This window comes from Pseudaeromonas sp. HNCC25DJ180 (genome assembly GCF_055413345.1).
Window position 1 is genome coordinate 57,880 of the sequence record NZ_JBVAYF010000006.1, and the last position, 16,012, is coordinate 73,891.

At 57.3% G+C, this 16,012-nt stretch carries 7 protein-coding genes; 5 read left to right on the forward strand and 2 right to left on the reverse strand.

The annotated features are described in order from the left end of the window. Positions 1-22: 22 nt before the first annotated feature. The 3 genes from pulA (at position 23) to ACZYTD_RS07055 (ending at position 9,720) form a co-directional block, all read left to right on the forward strand. Positions 23-6,247, forward strand: coding sequence for a pullulanase-type alpha-1,6-glucosidase (gene pulA, locus ACZYTD_RS07045; RefSeq protein ID WP_463890642.1), 6,225 nt, complete (start codon positions 23-25; stop codon positions 6,245-6,247). A gap of 141 nt (positions 6,248-6,388) precedes the next feature. After that, positions 6,389-7,201: an undecaprenyl-diphosphate phosphatase gene (locus tag ACZYTD_RS07050; RefSeq protein WP_463890644.1), complete on the forward strand. Its 813-nt coding sequence runs from the start codon at positions 6,389-6,391 to the stop codon at positions 7,199-7,201. Positions 7,202-7,419: 218 nt separating this feature from the next. Further along, entirely contained in the window at positions 7,420-9,720 is a 2,301-nt protein-coding gene (locus ACZYTD_RS07055; RefSeq protein WP_463890646.1) for a putative bifunctional diguanylate cyclase/phosphodiesterase, read from the forward strand. 23 nt (positions 9,721-9,743) lie between these two features. On the opposite strand, the gene rep is transcribed toward ACZYTD_RS07055, so the two are convergent. Further along, positions 9,744-11,777, reverse strand: a complete 2,034-nt coding sequence (gene rep / locus ACZYTD_RS07060) for a DNA helicase Rep (RefSeq protein WP_463890647.1) — start codon at positions 11,775-11,777, stop codon at positions 9,744-9,746. A gap of 122 nt (positions 11,778-11,899) precedes the next feature. Here rep and ACZYTD_RS07065 point away from each other — a divergent pair, with 122 nt between their 5' ends. After that, positions 11,900-13,120, forward strand: a complete 1,221-nt coding sequence (locus ACZYTD_RS07065; protein ID WP_463890648.1) for an aminotransferase class V-fold PLP-dependent enzyme — start codon at positions 11,900-11,902, stop codon at positions 13,118-13,120. After that, positions 13,120-13,572 (forward strand): cysteine desulfurase sulfur acceptor subunit CsdE, encoded by a 453-nt coding sequence (gene csdE, locus ACZYTD_RS07070; protein ID WP_463890649.1) that lies wholly within the window; start codon positions 13,120-13,122, stop codon positions 13,570-13,572. Before ACZYTD_RS07065 ends, csdE begins: the two co-directional genes overlap by 1 nt. A 107-nt stretch (positions 13,573-13,679) precedes the next feature. Here csdE and ACZYTD_RS07075 read toward each other — a convergent pair whose 3' ends face one another. Then, positions 13,680-15,866 (reverse strand): TonB-dependent receptor plug domain-containing protein, encoded by a 2,187-nt coding sequence (locus ACZYTD_RS07075; RefSeq protein ID WP_463890650.1) that lies wholly within the window; start codon positions 15,864-15,866, stop codon positions 13,680-13,682. Between the last annotated feature and the right edge of the window lie 146 nt (positions 15,867-16,012).

The window sequence follows — 16,012 nt, forward strand, 5'->3', positions numbered from 1 at the left end:
ACTGCTTGCGGGAATCTAACTTATGAAATTGAAACTCTCACGGGTAGCGCTGACAACTATGTCGCTGCTGCCCCTGTTGACGGCATGTGGTGGTGCCGACAACAAGGATTACCAGCCCAAGGAAAAAACCCTTGAGGTTAAAGCCATTGACGGCTACCTGAAAAATGCTCAGGTATGGCTGGATCTGAATGGCAACGGCCTGCTGGATAGCAATGAACCGACCGCCACGACCGGCGCCGGTGGTAAAGCCGTGCTGGACGTCAGCTCACTCAAAGAGCCGACGAGCAAATTCCCGCTGATGGTACGCGCGATCGCTGGTAAGACAGTCGATGAAAGTGCCCCTGATACCATCATCACCGAAGATTACGTGATGTCTGCTCCGGCGGGCTATAAGGTGATTACCCCGCTGACCACTCTGGTTCAGCTGCAGGTCAAAGCGGGTAGCTCTTTGGCGAATGCCGAAAGCAATGTCCTGGCTCTGCTGGAACAAAAAACCGGCTCACTTAGCACCGATTATCTGGTCGCCAAGAATCACGCGCTGACCGAGCTGGCTGCTGCACTGGTACAGTTACTGCCAGTCAAGGGTGACGCGCTAAACAGCCAAAAGAGCACGCTGGAACAAGCTGCTGAAATTCTTGGCAACTTGGTCAAAGAGCAACAAGATAGTGAACAAACCATTGATCTGAGCCGCGTTGTCCTCACTGGTGGCGCAGGCAAGGTGGTGGTCGATAGCGATGGTGACAGCTGGAGCGACAGCACAGAAATCCTGGCTGGTAGCGATAAGTGGGATCCCAAGTCTGTTCCTGCTGACCTGGACAAAGATGGCATCGCCGACGTTGAAGACCCGGATATCGATGGGGATGGCGTCCTGAATGCCGCCGATGCGTTCCCAACTGACCGCTTCGAAGGTAAAGACAGCAACAATGATGGCTGGGGTGACTTTGCCTCCAGCGATGACGATGGCGATGGCGTACCCGACAGCATCCAGAATGCGAGCAACACCGGGAGCGACACCAAGGATCAAGCCACCATTGATGGCTATACCGAAGTGTTGTTCCACTACAAGCGCACTGACGGTGACTATACCGGCTGGGGTTTGCATCTGTGGAACACGGCCAATACCACCTGTGATAGCCTGGTTGCCAGCATGGATGCCAACAACACGTCATCTGGCCTCACCTGGGACAAACCCCTGCTGCCAGAAAGCATAGATCCCAAGTACGGCGCCGTATTCCGCCTCAAGCTCAAAACTGGTCATGGCTCCTGCATCAGTATGATCGCCCACAACGGCGGCACCAAGGGGCTGGGTGGTGGCGATCAGAAGATCGATCTGAGCCATGGCAACGATGTCTATGGTTTTGATAACGACAGCCACCTCTACTACGAGCCCCACGAAACAGCCCCTGTGGTGCTGCGTGGCGCCGCCGGCCACTGGCTGACTACCGACACCCTGGCCATTCAGCCTGTTACCGATGTTGATCATTACGAGCTGTGGGCTGCGGCCGATGGTGATGCCGATATCACCAAACCCGAAAACATGGTGCGCTATGGTCTGGTCCAGAAGGGCAGCATAGACACCAGCAAGCGGCCCCAATTGGCTAGCTGGAACGCTTTCCAGTTCAAGGATGGCATCACAGCCGACCAAGCCAAGGCGCTGGTCAAACAACAGCTGATCGCCGTTGCCCTGGATAAGGATGGCAAAGCCTTCTCCTTCACCAAGGTGCAGATCCCGGGCGTGCTCGATGATCTCTACACCAAGGGCGACAACAATGCCGACGAGGCCAAGCTGGGCTCCTACCTGGAGAACGGTCAAGCCAAGTTCCGCCTCTGGGCACCAACCGCTCGCAGCGTCGAGCTCTATCTCTACAATGCCAAGAAAGAGCCGCTCTCCGACACCCCAGTCAAGATGACTCTGGATCCGGCGACCGGTATCTGGGCCTATGATGGCGCCGCCAGCCTGGAAGGGGTCTACTACCGCTACCGTCTGCAAGCCTTCCACCCTGTGACTAACAAGGTTGAGTGGCTGACCACGACCGATCCCTACTCGCTGTCACTCTCTACCTCCAGTCGCTACTCACAACTGGTGGATCTGAACAGTGCCGCCGCCAAGCCGGAGGGTTGGGATGAACAAACCATTCCTGCCATGGCCAAGCCGGAAGACAACATAGTCTACGAACTGCATGTTCGTGACTTCAGCTCTGCCGACACCAAGGGCACCAAGGCGCTGAACGGCAAGTACCTGGCCTTCACCGAAGCCGAACGTGACAGCGTACAGCAACTGAAGTCCCTGCGCGAAGCTGGCCTCAACACCATAGAGCTGATGCCAACCTACGACATCGACACCATACCGGAAGAGACCGCTCGCCAGGTCAACCTGGACGACACAGTCGCTCGCCTGTGTGAAGTCAAGCCGACGGCTACCAGCTGTGCTAAAGACTCCACTGTCGACAAGAGCAAGACCTTCCGTGAACTGCTCAGCGCCATGGATCCCAAGACAGGCGCTGCCCAAGCCCTGCTCTCCGACCTGAATGGCGTAGACAGCTTCAACTGGGGTTACGACCCTTACCACTACACCGCGCCGGAAGGCAGCTATGCGGTGAACAGCGAAGGTCTGGCGCGGATCAAGGAATACCGCACCATGATCCTGGCCATGCACAAGCTGGGCTACCGCGTGGTGCAGGATGTGGTCTATAACCACACCAACGCCTCCGGCCTCTATAACAGCTCAGTGCTGGACAAGACAGTGCCTGGTTACTATCACCGTCTGAATCCGGAAAGTGGTGTGGTTGAAACCTCCACCTGCTGCCAGAACACCGCCTCCGAACATCGCATGTTCGAGAAGTTGGTGACCGACAGCATGGTGACCTGGACCGATGCCTACAAGATCGACGGCTTCCGTATGGACTTGATGGAACACCTGATGAAGTCCAGCGTCGAGAAGGCACTGGCCGCCATTCAGGCTATCCGTCCTGACTCCTGGATCTACGGCGAAGGCTGGAACTTCGGCGAAGTGGCTAATGGTGCCCGCGGTGTCAACGCCACCCAGCTCAACATGGCTGGCACTGGCATAGGGACCTTCAACGACCGTCTGCGCGATGGCGTACGTGGTGGTGGGTGCTGTGATGACAACGTAGGTGTGGTAAAAAATCTGGGCTTTGCCAACGCCGGTTCCCGCTTCGATGCCGCCATGAACAGCCGCATGGATCTGATCCGTATCGGCATGGCCGGTGGCCTGCAGGATTACGCCTTCACTACCGCTGACGGTACCACCAAGAAGGGTAATACCATACCCTATGGCACCGATGGCGCTATGGCTGGTTACACCCTGGATCCGCAAGAAAGCATCAACTATGTCGAGAAGCACGACAACCAGACCCTGTGGGATATTATCCAGTACAAGGTTGAGGCTGATGTGACGGCGGCGGATCGCGCGCGCATGGAAGTGGTGGGTCAAGCCACTGTGTTCCTGGGCCAAGGTGTGCCTTTCATGCACATGGGTTCCGAGCTGCTGCGCTCCAAGTCCATGAACCGCGACAGCTATGACTCTGGCGACTGGTTCAACAAGGTCGACTTTAGCAAGCAAACCAATAACTGGAACGTGGGCCTGCCCCGTGCCGACAAGGATGAGAGCAATTGGAAGAACATCCAGACGGTACTGGACAACCCCAACAGCGTGGCGACTCCGACCGATATCGCCTGGTCTGATGCCCGCGTCAAGGAGTTGTTGAAGGTTCGCTCCACCACCGAACTGCTGCGTCTGGCCACGGCTGACGACATCATCAAACGCGTGAAGTTCTTCAACACGGGTGCCGATTATGCCCCAGGCGTGATCATGATGGGTGTAGACGATGGTGCGGCCATGGGTGCTGATTTGGACCCTAACTATGACGCCATCATGGTAGCCATCAACGCAAATACCACAGAACAAACCGTCTATGCCGGTGGCACTGCGGGCTTTGAGCTGCACCCTGTCTTCGCCGCCTCCAGCGACGAGCAACTGAAGGGCGCCAAGTTTGAGAACGGCAAATTCACTCTGCCGCCTCTGTCTGCCGTGGTGTTCGTCAAGAAGCAAGTCGATAGCGTTGGTGCCGGTCTGGATATAGCTCCGCTGACCGAACCCTACTATCTGCGTGGTGTGATGAATGATTGGGGCACCAGCCAACCCCTGACTTATGTAGGCCAAGGTCGTTATCAGGTGAAAGCCTCACTGACCGCCAAAACCTATGAGTTCAAGTTCGCCAACAGCGGCTGGGACAAGTCATATGGTGGTTACGATATCGCTCTGGCCTCCAGTTCTTTCCCTGTCACCCTGAACAGTGGCAACCTGTTCATGACAGCCAAAAAGGCGGGTGAATACACCTTTACCCTGGATGTAAGCCAACCAAAACCGGTACTGAATGTAATTGCTCCGGCAGTCACGCCAGCACCGTATGGCAAGACCGCCATGTACCTCAAGGGCGGATTTAATGGTTGGGGCACAGGCAACGAAATGCCCTATACCGGCGATAATGGCCTCTACTTGGCCAACATGGCGCTGAAGGCGGGTAGCTATGAGTTCAAGATCGCCGATGCCGCCTGGGCCGGTCCGATCCTGAGCTATAGCGATGTGATTGACGGCAAGGGTGCGGTACTGATCGAAGATGCCGGTAACGGTAACCTGAAGATCACCATCCCCACCGATGGCGAGTGGCAGTTTGTGCTGGATGCGAATGATCCAGCCAAGCCGACCCTGACTATCCAGGAGACCCCGAACTACACCTGCTACAAGAACAAGGATGGCGCCTGCGATCTGCGTATGTATCAGGTAATGGTCGAATCCTTTGTCAACGGCGATGACACCATCAACTACGATGTGGGTTATGGTCCGTCTGCGCACAAGGGTGACCTGCAAGGGATCATCAACAGCCTGGATTACATCAAGAGCCTGAACGTTAATGCTCTGTGGTTGACTCCGGTATTTGACTCCTGTGCCGCCACCGTGACCGATAAGAAGCTGGCCGCTACCGGTTACTTCGCTTGTGACTACTTCAACGTGGATCCCAAGTTCGGTACCAATGCCAAGCTGAAGGAGTTGGTCGATGCCGCTCATGCCAAGGGACTCTATGTCTTCCTGGACGGCGTCTTTGGCCACACCATCACCGACACCATTCCAGCCGCACCACTCTCCAAGGTGAGCCCGGTTATGGTGAAGGCGGGCACAGGCTACACGGTTGACTATACCAAGGCCGATAGCGTCACCTTCTTCAAGGAAGTGGCGACCCACTATGTGACCGAGTATGGCATCGATGGCTGGCGTTTGGACCAGGCTTATCAGGTTCCGCCTGCTACCTGGACTGAAATCCGCACCGCTGTCGAAACTGCAGCCGCTGCACGTAAAACCGCTGGCGAAGCCTGGGGTACCCTGGGCTACATGGTGGGTGAAGTGTGGAAGAGCTCTGGTGAAATCAGCAACGAAGCCTACGGCCCGGCCGCTGCGCCTGCGCTGAAGTCTGCCTTTGACTTCCCGCTGCGTTATGGTGTGGTGCATGCCCTGGCCACAGGTGAGTGGATGGATTCTGGCGATGCTACCCATCTGAACGCTAGCTGGAACAGCATCGACAACTATCCGATGCATGCCATGCCAAACCTCATGGTATCCAACCACGATCTGGTGCGCTTCGGTGACCTGCTGGAACGTAGTGGTCTGGTGACAGGGGTTGACGATCCGGCCTACTGGTTGCGTAACAAGGCGGCCTTCAGCTTCATGGCAGCCAACTCTGGCCCCATCACCCTCTACTATGGTGATGAGATCGGTGATGAAGTCCCAGGCTTCTCCACCAGAGAGCGCAATCCGACCGATGGCGTCTGTGTTGCTGGTACCCTGTGCCGCGACGATGACAACATAGCTCGTAGCGATGCCAAGATCGCAGGCCTCAACGGCTTCGTTCCTAGCACGGCTCAAGCCGATCTGAAGGCCTATGTTGCCAAGCTGCTGGAAGTGCGTGCAGCCAACCCGGCACTGTTCGGTGGCAAGCGCATTAACCTGGCCAAGAGCGCGACTCTGTATGTGGATCTGAAGCAGACAGTGAACGAGCAAGTAGTCTACCTGCTCAACACCGGCACTGCAGAGACCACCTATGACCTGAGTAGTGCGGGTCTGCAGGGTACGGCGCTGCTGGATCTGGTGAGCGGCACAACCATCACAGATCTGACTGCTGTCCCGGCTCCGGCCCTGACTGGTCGCCTGTTGAAGGTGGTTACCCCTTAATCACCCTACTGCTAGAACAAACGGCCCTTCGGGGCCGTTTTTTTATCCACTTTTATTTTTCTTCAATCCTGCCTACCGATTCCTCTCACCCTTTTTCATTGGCATAATGCGAACCATCTCTCATCTCTCTATGAGCACCCCATGTCAGATATTTTCAACAGCATCATCCTCGGCATAGTCGAGGGCATCACCGAATTCCTGCCGGTATCCAGTACCGGGCATCTCATCGTCACTCAGGAGATCCTGGGCTTCAAAGGTAGCGATACCTTCGAAATTGTCATCCAGTTGGGCGGGGTCCTGGCTGTAATGTGGTTCTACTTCCAGACCCTGTGGCAACAAGCCAAGACAGTTAAAAGCGATAAAGAGGTGCAACGTTTCTGGATGGGGGTGATCCTGGCCTTCCTGCCAGCGGCCTTCGTCGGCCTGGCACTGCACAGCTACATCACCCACTACCTGTTCAACGGCATCACAGTTGCCATCAGCCTGATCATGGGTGGCGTGGTGATGTGGTGGATTGAGGGGCGACCACAGCCAGCAGTCGCCACCACTGAGCTCCAGCACATCACCCCCAAGCAGGCCTTCACCATTGGCTGCGCTCAGCTCTGCTCACTCATCCCCGGCGTCAGCCGCAGTGCCTCCACCATAATGGGCGGCATGCTGGTCGGGCTCAATCGCCCCACCGCGACCGGTTTCAGCTTCTTCCTCTCCATCCCGACTCTGGGGGCCGCCAGCCTCTACTCGCTGATGAAGGATCTGCAGGGCGTAGGTGAACATGGTCTGCTCAATATAGGCATAGGCCTCTTCACCTCCTTCATCGTCAGCCTGCTGGCCATAGGTTGGCTGCTGCGCTATGTGAGCAAGAATAGCTTCCGCGGTTTTGCCGTCTACCGCATCGTGGCGGGCCTGGTGATCCTGGCCCTCACCTATAGCGGCTTCTTGCAAGTCGCCAGCTAACCCCACCCCTGCCCTCCCCTTGAAAAATAGGGGAGGGATAAAAGTGACGCCAACGAGTGGCGCCACGGCGATCTAGCCAGTTCTCTCTTCCGCTCAAACAATCTGTGCATCCAGCAACCTGTTCTGGGGGAGAGGCTGGCTTTCCTTCTGCTTTCTCCTGCTGACTAGAAACTTGCCGACTACACTTGAGGAAGGTGCGTCTAGATGGAGAGAATAACGTGGAACTCAAGCCCCCAGGCGGCCCTGAGCCTGCCCCTGTGCTCTCCCTGGAGGCGGCATCCGAGTTGGATCGGCTGCCATTAGCCAACGCCGCCCTCTCTGCGCAACTGGCTGCCATACTGCAGGCACTGCAGCAACATCTGCCAGTGCACCATTTCGCTGCGCTGGTAGAAGATAGGGGTACCTTGACCTGGCAACCGGCAACAACGTCCCCGCTATCGACCCATTTTCAGCAAAATGAAACGATCAGTGATGAGCAATTGACCACCTTGCTGACCGCTGAAGAGGGGTGGTGCAAGTGCCAAGTCGAACACGGCACCATTCGCTGGCTGGTCGGACAAACCTCGCCCGCTCACACGCAACAACTACAATTGTTGCTCGAGCAATTGGCCCGGCGTTACTCCCTGCAGCAAGCCACAGTTCGCATCGAGAGTTTCTCCTCTCCACTGCGTCAGCACATCTCCCATTGGCAGGAGAAATTGGAGAGTTTCAACCGCCTGTTACGGCTAGTCGATTCCCTGCCCAGCCGCCAGCTATTTGCCCAGCTGGATGCCACCATACACTACTGGATGGGCACCCATGATCTCTTGCTACTACAACAGGATGAGGGCGAACTAACTCTGCTCTACCCCTCCAGCGCTCACTATGAGCCCCCCTTTCTACAGCAACTGTTTGATGTGGAGAACGAATGTCAATTTGAGCAGTTGCAGTTGCACTGGTACTGCTTCCCCATCCGAGTACATAGACAACACCAGACCACCCTGGCGGTCTCCAGTGTGGGGAAGTTGTCACAAGAGGATTTTCACCTATTACATACCGGGGCTCTACAGCTGGGGCTGTTGATTGAGCTGGAGGAGCACAGACTACAAAATGGCAGCAATGAGAAGTGGTCATTTTCGCGTCACAGGTTACTGCAACGGGTACGCGAGCTGAGCAAGAGAAATCAACGACTGCACCGAGAGTTACGCCAACGTGAGGAGTACGAGCGCCAACTGCAAATAGAGAGTCAAAAGGACCCTCTCACCCAGTTACCCAACCGAGCCATGTTCATTCATCGGCTGGAGCTGGCCTTCCGCCACTATAAACGCTACCCGGAGCATGGCTTTGCCATCATGCTGCTGGATTTGGTCTCCCTGCGCCATATCAACGAGCAGTACAGCGATCAGTTAGGTGACTTGCTGCTGAAGAACATGGCGCAACTGCTACTGCGCAACATACGCCAGAATGACATGCTGGCACGGCTGAGCGGCGATGAATTTATCTTCTTTCTGGATGCCAGCCACCACCCGGATGCCATCACCCCCGTCATCAGCCGGGTGTTGAAAAGTCTGGAAGATCCCCTGCTATTAGGCATCGAAACCATCCAAGTACATGCCAATCTAGGGGTCGTCACCATCACACCTGAGATCACGGATATCAGTCAACTGCTGCGCCAGGTGGATATTGCCACCTTCCAGGCCAAGCAGCGAGGCCATGACACGGCGCTATTCTACTCTGAGCTGAGCCAGAGCTCGGAACGTCTCTCACCCGTGCAGGCCCTCCATCAGGCACTACAAGAAAAACGCATTCTGCCCTACTTTCATCCGATCCGGCGCCTGGACAACCAAAAGATAGTGCAGGTGGAGTTGCTGGCCCGCTGGCTGGATGAGGAGGGCACCCTGCGAGAGGCTTATGACTTCATGCCCCTGGCTGAACAGAGTGGACTGGTACTGGAGATAGATACCCTGATGCTGCGCCATGCCTGCGGTTTGCTCAATGGCCTGTTCAAACCCCTACTGCACAATCACAACTTCCGTTTGAGCATCAACCTCTCTGGCAAGCACCTGGCTTCGCGGGAGCAGATCCACGCCCTGTTGCAGATCATCCAGGAGGCCGAGGTCTCACCTCGTCACCTGTTGTTTGAATTCAAGGAGCGGGATCTGGTTCGACGTGACACCCTGGCGCTGAACCTGCTGCACGAGATGCGCGCCCGCGGCATTGCCATCGCCGTCGATGACTTCGGTACCGGCTGCAGTTCGCTCAATGCCCTGTTCCACTTCCCGGTGGACTACATCAAGGTCGACCACAGCTTTACCCACCGGCTGATTAATTCACCGAGGGACAAGGCGCTGATCCGCGCCATCCGCGATATCAGCCACGACCTGGGCATGCAGGTGGTGATTGAGGGGCTGGAGTTGGCTGAACAATTGGTTGCCCTGCAGGAGATGGGATGCGACCTGGCACAAGGACTGCTATTCGATGCGCCCATGTCGGCCGACCATATCTGTGGTCTGTTCGACGTCCGAATAGCGCAGATCTGATAGGCGCCGAAACGGCGCCCTGATCAGCTGCCGCCCCGTTTGAGATTGTGCTGCTGGCGTAACCGCTCGAGGGCCGAGAGCCCCGTCTGCTGGCGCTGTTCTGCCGTCACTTCACGCTTATCTCCCTCCCACTCCAGATCATGCTGGGGCAACTCCAGCAGGAAACGGCTCGGCTCAGGCCGCACCGACTCGCCGAACTGGCGCCGCTCCTTGCACAGTATGAAGGTGAGCTCAGTCTGGGCGCGGGTGATGCCCACATAGGCCAGGCGCCGCTCCTCATCCACATTATCCTCGTCTATGCTCACCTGATGGGGCAACAGCCCCTCCTCCATGCCGATGAGGAAGACATAAGGGAACTCCAACCCCTTGGAGGCATGCAGCGTCATCAGCTGCACCTGATCCAGCGCCCCCTCCTCCTCGTTGCGCTCCATCATGTCGCGCAGGGTGAGACGGCTGACCACCTCAGGCAGGGTCATGGGGGCCACCTCCTCCTTGGCATCCCCTTCCAGCATGTCGGTGATCCAGCGATAGAGGGTGGAGACATTCTGCATCCGCATCTCCGCCGCCTTAGGGCTGGGCGAACTCTCGTAGAGCCACTCCTCGTAGTGGATGTCCCGTATCATATCCCGCACCGCCTCCACCGCGTTGCCGCGCAGGGCGGCATCACCCAAGCGGACCAGCCAGTCGCAGAAGTGGCGCAAGGCCGAGAGGCCACGCCCGGTCAGCGTCTGCTCCAACCCCAGCTCGAAGCTGGCGGTAAACAGACTCTTGCCCCGTTCATTGGCGTAATGACCGAGCTTTTCCAACGTAGTGGGGCCAATCTCACGCCGCGGCAAGTTGACCACTCGCAGAAAGGCGTTGTCATCATCCGGGTTCACCAGCAGCCGCAGGTAGGCCATGATGTCCTTGATCTCGGTGCGGGAAAAAAACGAGGTGCCGCCGCTGATGCGGTAGGGGATACGATTTTGCATCAACACCTTTTCCAGCAACCGCGACTGGTGATTGCCGCGGTAGAGAATGGCGTAATCGGCCCAATGGGAGCGGTTCATAAAGCGGTGGCCCATGATCTCGGCTGCCACGCGCTCCGCCTCATGCTCCTCGTTCCTGGCCTGCAACACCTTGACCGGCTGACCATAGTCCAACTCGGAGAAGAGCTGCTTCTCGAAGACGTGGGGGTTGTTGGCGATGAGGATGTTGGCACATTTGAGAATGCGCCCCTTGGAGCGATAGTTCTGCTCCAGCTTGATGACATTCAGCCGCGGAAAATCCTGCTGCAGCAGGATCAGATTCTGGGGCCGCGCCCCGCGCCAGGAGTAGATAGACTGGTCGTCATCTCCGACCACGGTGAAGCGTGCCCGCTCCCCCACCAGCAGTTTGACCAGCTCATACTGGCTGGTGTTGGTGTCCTGATATTCGTCCACCAACAGATACTGGATCTTCTGCTGCCAGCGCTCCCGCACCTCGGCATTGGTCTTGAGCAACAGGGTGGGCATCAGGATGAGATCATCAAAATCCAGGGCGTTGTAGGCGGTCATCTGCCGCTGATAGCGCTCATACAAGAGGGCCATCTGCTGCTCATCGCCATCTTGGGCGCGCTTGAGCGCCACCCCGGGCAGCACCAGATCATTCTTCCAGTTGGAGATGGCATTGAGCAGCAAGCCCAGCTTGGTCTTGTCCCCCTGCAGCTCCACCTCGGTCAGCTCTTTGAGCAGGGCCATCTGATCTGTGTCATCAAACAGGGAGAAATTGGCCTTGAGCCGCAACAGTTTGTGTTCACACTTGATGATATCGAGCCCCAAGGAGTGGAAGGTGGAAACCATCAAGCCTCTGAGCAGCTTGCGATCCAGGGTCTGGGCTACCCGCTCCTTCATCTCCTTGGCGGCCTTGTTGGTGAAGGTGACGGCGCAGATCTGCCTGGCCTGATAGCCACACTTCTGGATGAGATAGGCGATCTTGGTGGTGATGACCCGGGTCTTACCCGAACCGGCGCCGGCCAGCACCAGACAGGGGCCGGAGACATGGTGCACCGCCTCCAACTGCCGAGGATTCAATTTCATTGCATCATTTCTCCACCAACCACACTCGAGGGGGCGATTGTAGCAAAAAGCCTGCCCCGTGATGACAGTTTGCCTTCTGACACGCTTTTACCGATCATAGCGGCAGCAAAGGAGAGAGTCCCATGTCATCCAACTTCGATCTGGCCACCATTCGCGCCCAGTTTCCCGCCCTGGCCCAGCAGGTCAATGATAAGCCACTGATCTATCTGGACAATGCGGCCACGACCCAGAAACCCCTGGCCGTGCTGCAGGCCATGGATGACTACTACCGCCAGGACAATGCCAATGTGCATCGCGCCGCCCACACCCTGAGCTGTCGCGCCACCCAGGCCTTTGAGGGCGCCCGCGAGCGAGTGCGCGCCTTTTTGCATGCCCGGGAGAGCCGGGAGATCATCTGGACCCGGGGCACCACAGAGGCCATCAACTTGGTGGCCCACAGCTGGGGCCGCACCACGCTACAGCCGGGGGATGAGATCCTCCTCTCCACCCTGGAACACCACGCCAATATAGTTCCCTGGCAACAGCTGGCCCTGGCTACGGGCGCCCAGATTCGCGTCATTCCCCTCACCCCCCAGGGTGATCTGGATCTGCAGGCCTTTCACCAACTGCTGGGGCCCCACACCCGCCTGTTGGCCATCACCCAGGTCTCCAATGCCCTGGGCACGGTCAATCCGGTGGCCCAGATGGTGGCGGCAGCCCGGGCCGTGGGGGCGGTCACGTTGGTGGATGGCGCCCAGGCGGTCAGCCATCTGAGTGTCGATGTGCAAGCCCTGGGCTGCGACTTCTACGCCTTCTCCGGCCATAAACTCTACGGCCCCACCGGCATAGGCGTGCTCTATGGCCGCGCCGAACTGCTGGAGCGTATGCCCCCCTGGCAAACCGGGGGCGAGATGATCCGCAAGGTGAGTTTCAGCGGCAGCAGCTTCAATGACATACCCTTGCGCTTCGAGGCGGGAACGCCGGCGATTGCCGAGGCCATTGGCCTGGCCGCCGCCCTCGACTACCTGCAAGCCCTGCCCTCTGGTTGGCCGCAGCACGAGCAGGCCCTGATGAGCCAACTGCTGACCGGGTTAGCCGAGCTGGCGTGGGTAGAGGTGATAGGCTCCCCCCGCGAACGCTGTGGGGCTGTCTCCCTGCGCTTTACTGACTATCACCCGCAGGATGTGGGTGAGCTGCTGGATCAACAGGGTATCGCCGTACGCGTCGGCCATCACTGCGCCATGCCACTGATGGAGGCACTGGGGCTGGAGGGCACACTGCGCATCTCCTTGGCGCTTTACAATAGCCGCGAGGAGATCGATGCCCTATTGGCCGCCCTCAAGCGCATCCCGGAGTTTTTCTAATGCCAAGCGAACAGGCTCAGTTTTTGCGCAATCACCCCTTGGGAGAGCCCACACTCAACGCCGCCACCCTATGTCAGCAGTTTGCCCAAGCCCGTGCCTGGGAGGAGCGTTATCGGCAGTTGATCCAGTTAGGTAAACAGTTACCCCCCCTCCCCACCGCATGGCGCGGTGAGGAGCAGGAGCTGGCGGGCTGTGAGAGTCGAGTCTGGTTACTGGGGGAACAGGATGAGCAGGGGCTCTGGCACTTTGCCGCCGACAGCGAGTCACGGATAGTGCGCGGACTACTGGCCGTGGTGCTGGCCGCTCTCAACCACCACAATCGCGAGGCCATCCTCGCCTTCGACATGGAGGCTTACTTTGCCGAGCTGCAGCTGAGCAAACACCTGAGCCCCTCCCGCGGCAATGGCCTGCGCGCCATGGTACACGCCATACGGCAACGGGTACTGAATTAGCCAAGGTTGAGCTTTCGTGATTAGCAGAGAAAAGCCGCCCCCTTGCCAAGGGGGAAGCAGGAAGGGAGTGAAGAGCCCACAGCCTGAGGGACCTCCCGCCTGTTTAATTAAAACTTGTACTCATAGGTCAGCGCCGCCGCCGTGGCCTCAGCCCGGTAGTTACCCACGTTCAACAGATAGAGGCGCTTGTTGTAGGTGTCATCCAGCAGCCCCAACAAGTTATATCCATTCAGGCTGAACTTGCCATAACCCTGGGTCTGGTAGTGCAGCCCCAGATCGAAGAAGGCCGCCGTTTCAATCGAATCAAAGTTGCCCGGATCGGTCAGGTTGGTGGCTGAGGAGTTAGGATTGTTAGCCCGAGCATCGTTGGTACTCTCAATCTGATCCTTGGCCCCCGGGTAATACCAGAACACCCGCAGGTCGCTGGTCAACTGCCAGGCTGGCGTCATCTGCCAAGCCGATGTCAGCTTGGTGATATGGTTACTCCAGTTGTTGAGATCATTGCCATAACCTATGTGGGAACCCGTGATCCGAGTCGATCCCCCCGGTGCCAGATCGAAGTCATCCAGTTTGCTCCAGGCATGGGAGAAGCCGAAAGAGAGATCATCGACCTTGTAACCCAACTCCAACTCAATACCACCATACTTGAAGGAGCCCACTGGCTGGGTCTTCAAGGTCGTAAAGTTGATCCCCAAGACATCGGCCTTGTTATAAAACCCGGTCAGCGTCACATCGGTCGCCTGGGTCAGTTGGCGGTTATAAATGAGCTCGGCACTGCTCAGTTTCTCTGATTGCGGAGCTTCCCCTGCCTCATGCTGGGCGCGTAGTTCCTCGGCATTGTTTTTACGCAACGAGCGACTGAATATGGTCTTGACCGTATCCTTGTCGCTGAGGGTGGCGACAAACGCCAGCCGCGGTGACCACATCCAGTTTGTGTATTGATCCTTGTCGCTCCGCAACCCCAGGAAGTTGGTGAGCCAAGGCGTCATCTGCCACTGGTGCTCACCAAACAGGCCCACAGTATAGGTATTCCACTGCTCCATCTTGCCCAGGGTGGATGAGTAGGCGTAGTCATAATCCGAGCTGTTGAGACCCCAACGGGAGTAGATGATTTCGCTGCCCACAGCCGAGGCATGTTTTTCATTATGATTCCAGTTCAGGGTGCCGCGGGTGAGGTACTCCTCCTCCCTATGATTCTCCGGTATCTTGCCTGGGCGGTACGAGTCCCACAGTTCGCGCTCATAGAGGGTGGTGTCATACCCACCCTTGAGCTCAAACCACATAGCCGGAGAGAGCACCCACATCTGTGCCAAATCCAGGGTCAGCTGACGATAGCCGACACCATTGGGAGTATAGGCCTCTTCTGGGGTGCCCTTGACGCCCGAGCCATTGGGCTTGGGATAGATGGTCTTGTGCTCCCAGGTGAGCTGCTCCCCGCCTTGGGTGAAGCGCAACCAGGCGTTGAAGTCATCTTTCTGGTAATGCGCGTGCAGCTTGGCCTTGGGCCTGTCATGAAAGGCGGCATGGTTATTCCCCGGGTCATAGGCGGTAGGTTGACCACCGGTGATCGATTCGCCCCAGGTAGTCTTGTCACTCAGGCCATAAACCAGCGGAGCATGGCTCTGATCCGCCCCCTGATAGTCGCTGATGCCGCCATACAGCAACAGACCGTGCCGCCCACTCTCATCAAAGCTAATGGCCTTTTGCAGCTCCAGAGAACCAAACTCCTCGCCGATCCCCCCTTTCGCCGTCACGCTGTCACCGGAGTTATTTTCAAAGGTGTCGGTCTGAATATTGATCACCATGGAGACAGCCCCAGGGCCATAGACCACTGAGCCCGGCCCTCGCACCACATCGATCTTACGAATATCCCCCAACATGGGCATATCTCGTTCACTCAAGGCACCGAAGTGCGTCTTCTCATTCATGACCCGGCCATTGACCACCAGCAGGTACTTGTCATCCCGATCGCCTATGATGCTACGCATGCCCATATGGGAAGCCTCCCAGTGGTGGGGCAGGTAGTGAAAAGCGGGCACGTAGATTTCCAGCAGATCAAACAGCGACCGAGCGCCAGACTGGCCAATCATGTCGCGATCTATGCTGGTAATGGATGCGGGCATCTGCTTGCTGGCCGTTGGTGTCAAGGTCGCAGCACTATCCATAGTCACCTGCATCAATTGGTTCAGATCCAGGTTAAGCAACTCATCATTGTTGTTCGCGACCGGCTCTGCCAAGGCCCCACAGGGCAAGAGTGCGAATAACCAGTTCCATTTGTTATGCTTGCTCGGCATGGCCAACTCCAGAAGGCGAGAAACAACCCTACCCTCTGTTATAGCTGACAGTAAACGTTTTAACACGGGCATAACACCAGCCTGTGATCCCACTGGCGGATGTTTGTTTTGACTTATTTTGACTCCGCTCGCGCTCTCACTCGTCA

Coding starts and splice junctions, on each gene's coding strand:
- pulA (WP_463890642.1), top strand. CDS start 23: ATGAAATTGAAACTCTCACGGGTAGCGCTGACAACTATGTCGCTGCTG.
- ACZYTD_RS07050 (WP_463890644.1), top strand. CDS start 6,389: ATGTCAGATATTTTCAACAGCATCATCCTCGGCATAGTCGAGGGCATC.
- rep (WP_463890647.1), bottom strand. CDS start 11,777: ATGAAATTGAATCCTCGGCAGTTGGAGGCGGTGCACCATGTCTCCGGC.
- ACZYTD_RS07065 (WP_463890648.1), top strand. CDS start 11,900: ATGTCATCCAACTTCGATCTGGCCACCATTCGCGCCCAGTTTCCCGCC.
- csdE (WP_463890649.1), top strand. CDS start 13,120: ATGCCAAGCGAACAGGCTCAGTTTTTGCGCAATCACCCCTTGGGAGAG.
- ACZYTD_RS07075 (WP_463890650.1), bottom strand. CDS start 15,866: ATGCCGAGCAAGCATAACAAATGGAACTGGTTATTCGCACTCTTGCCC.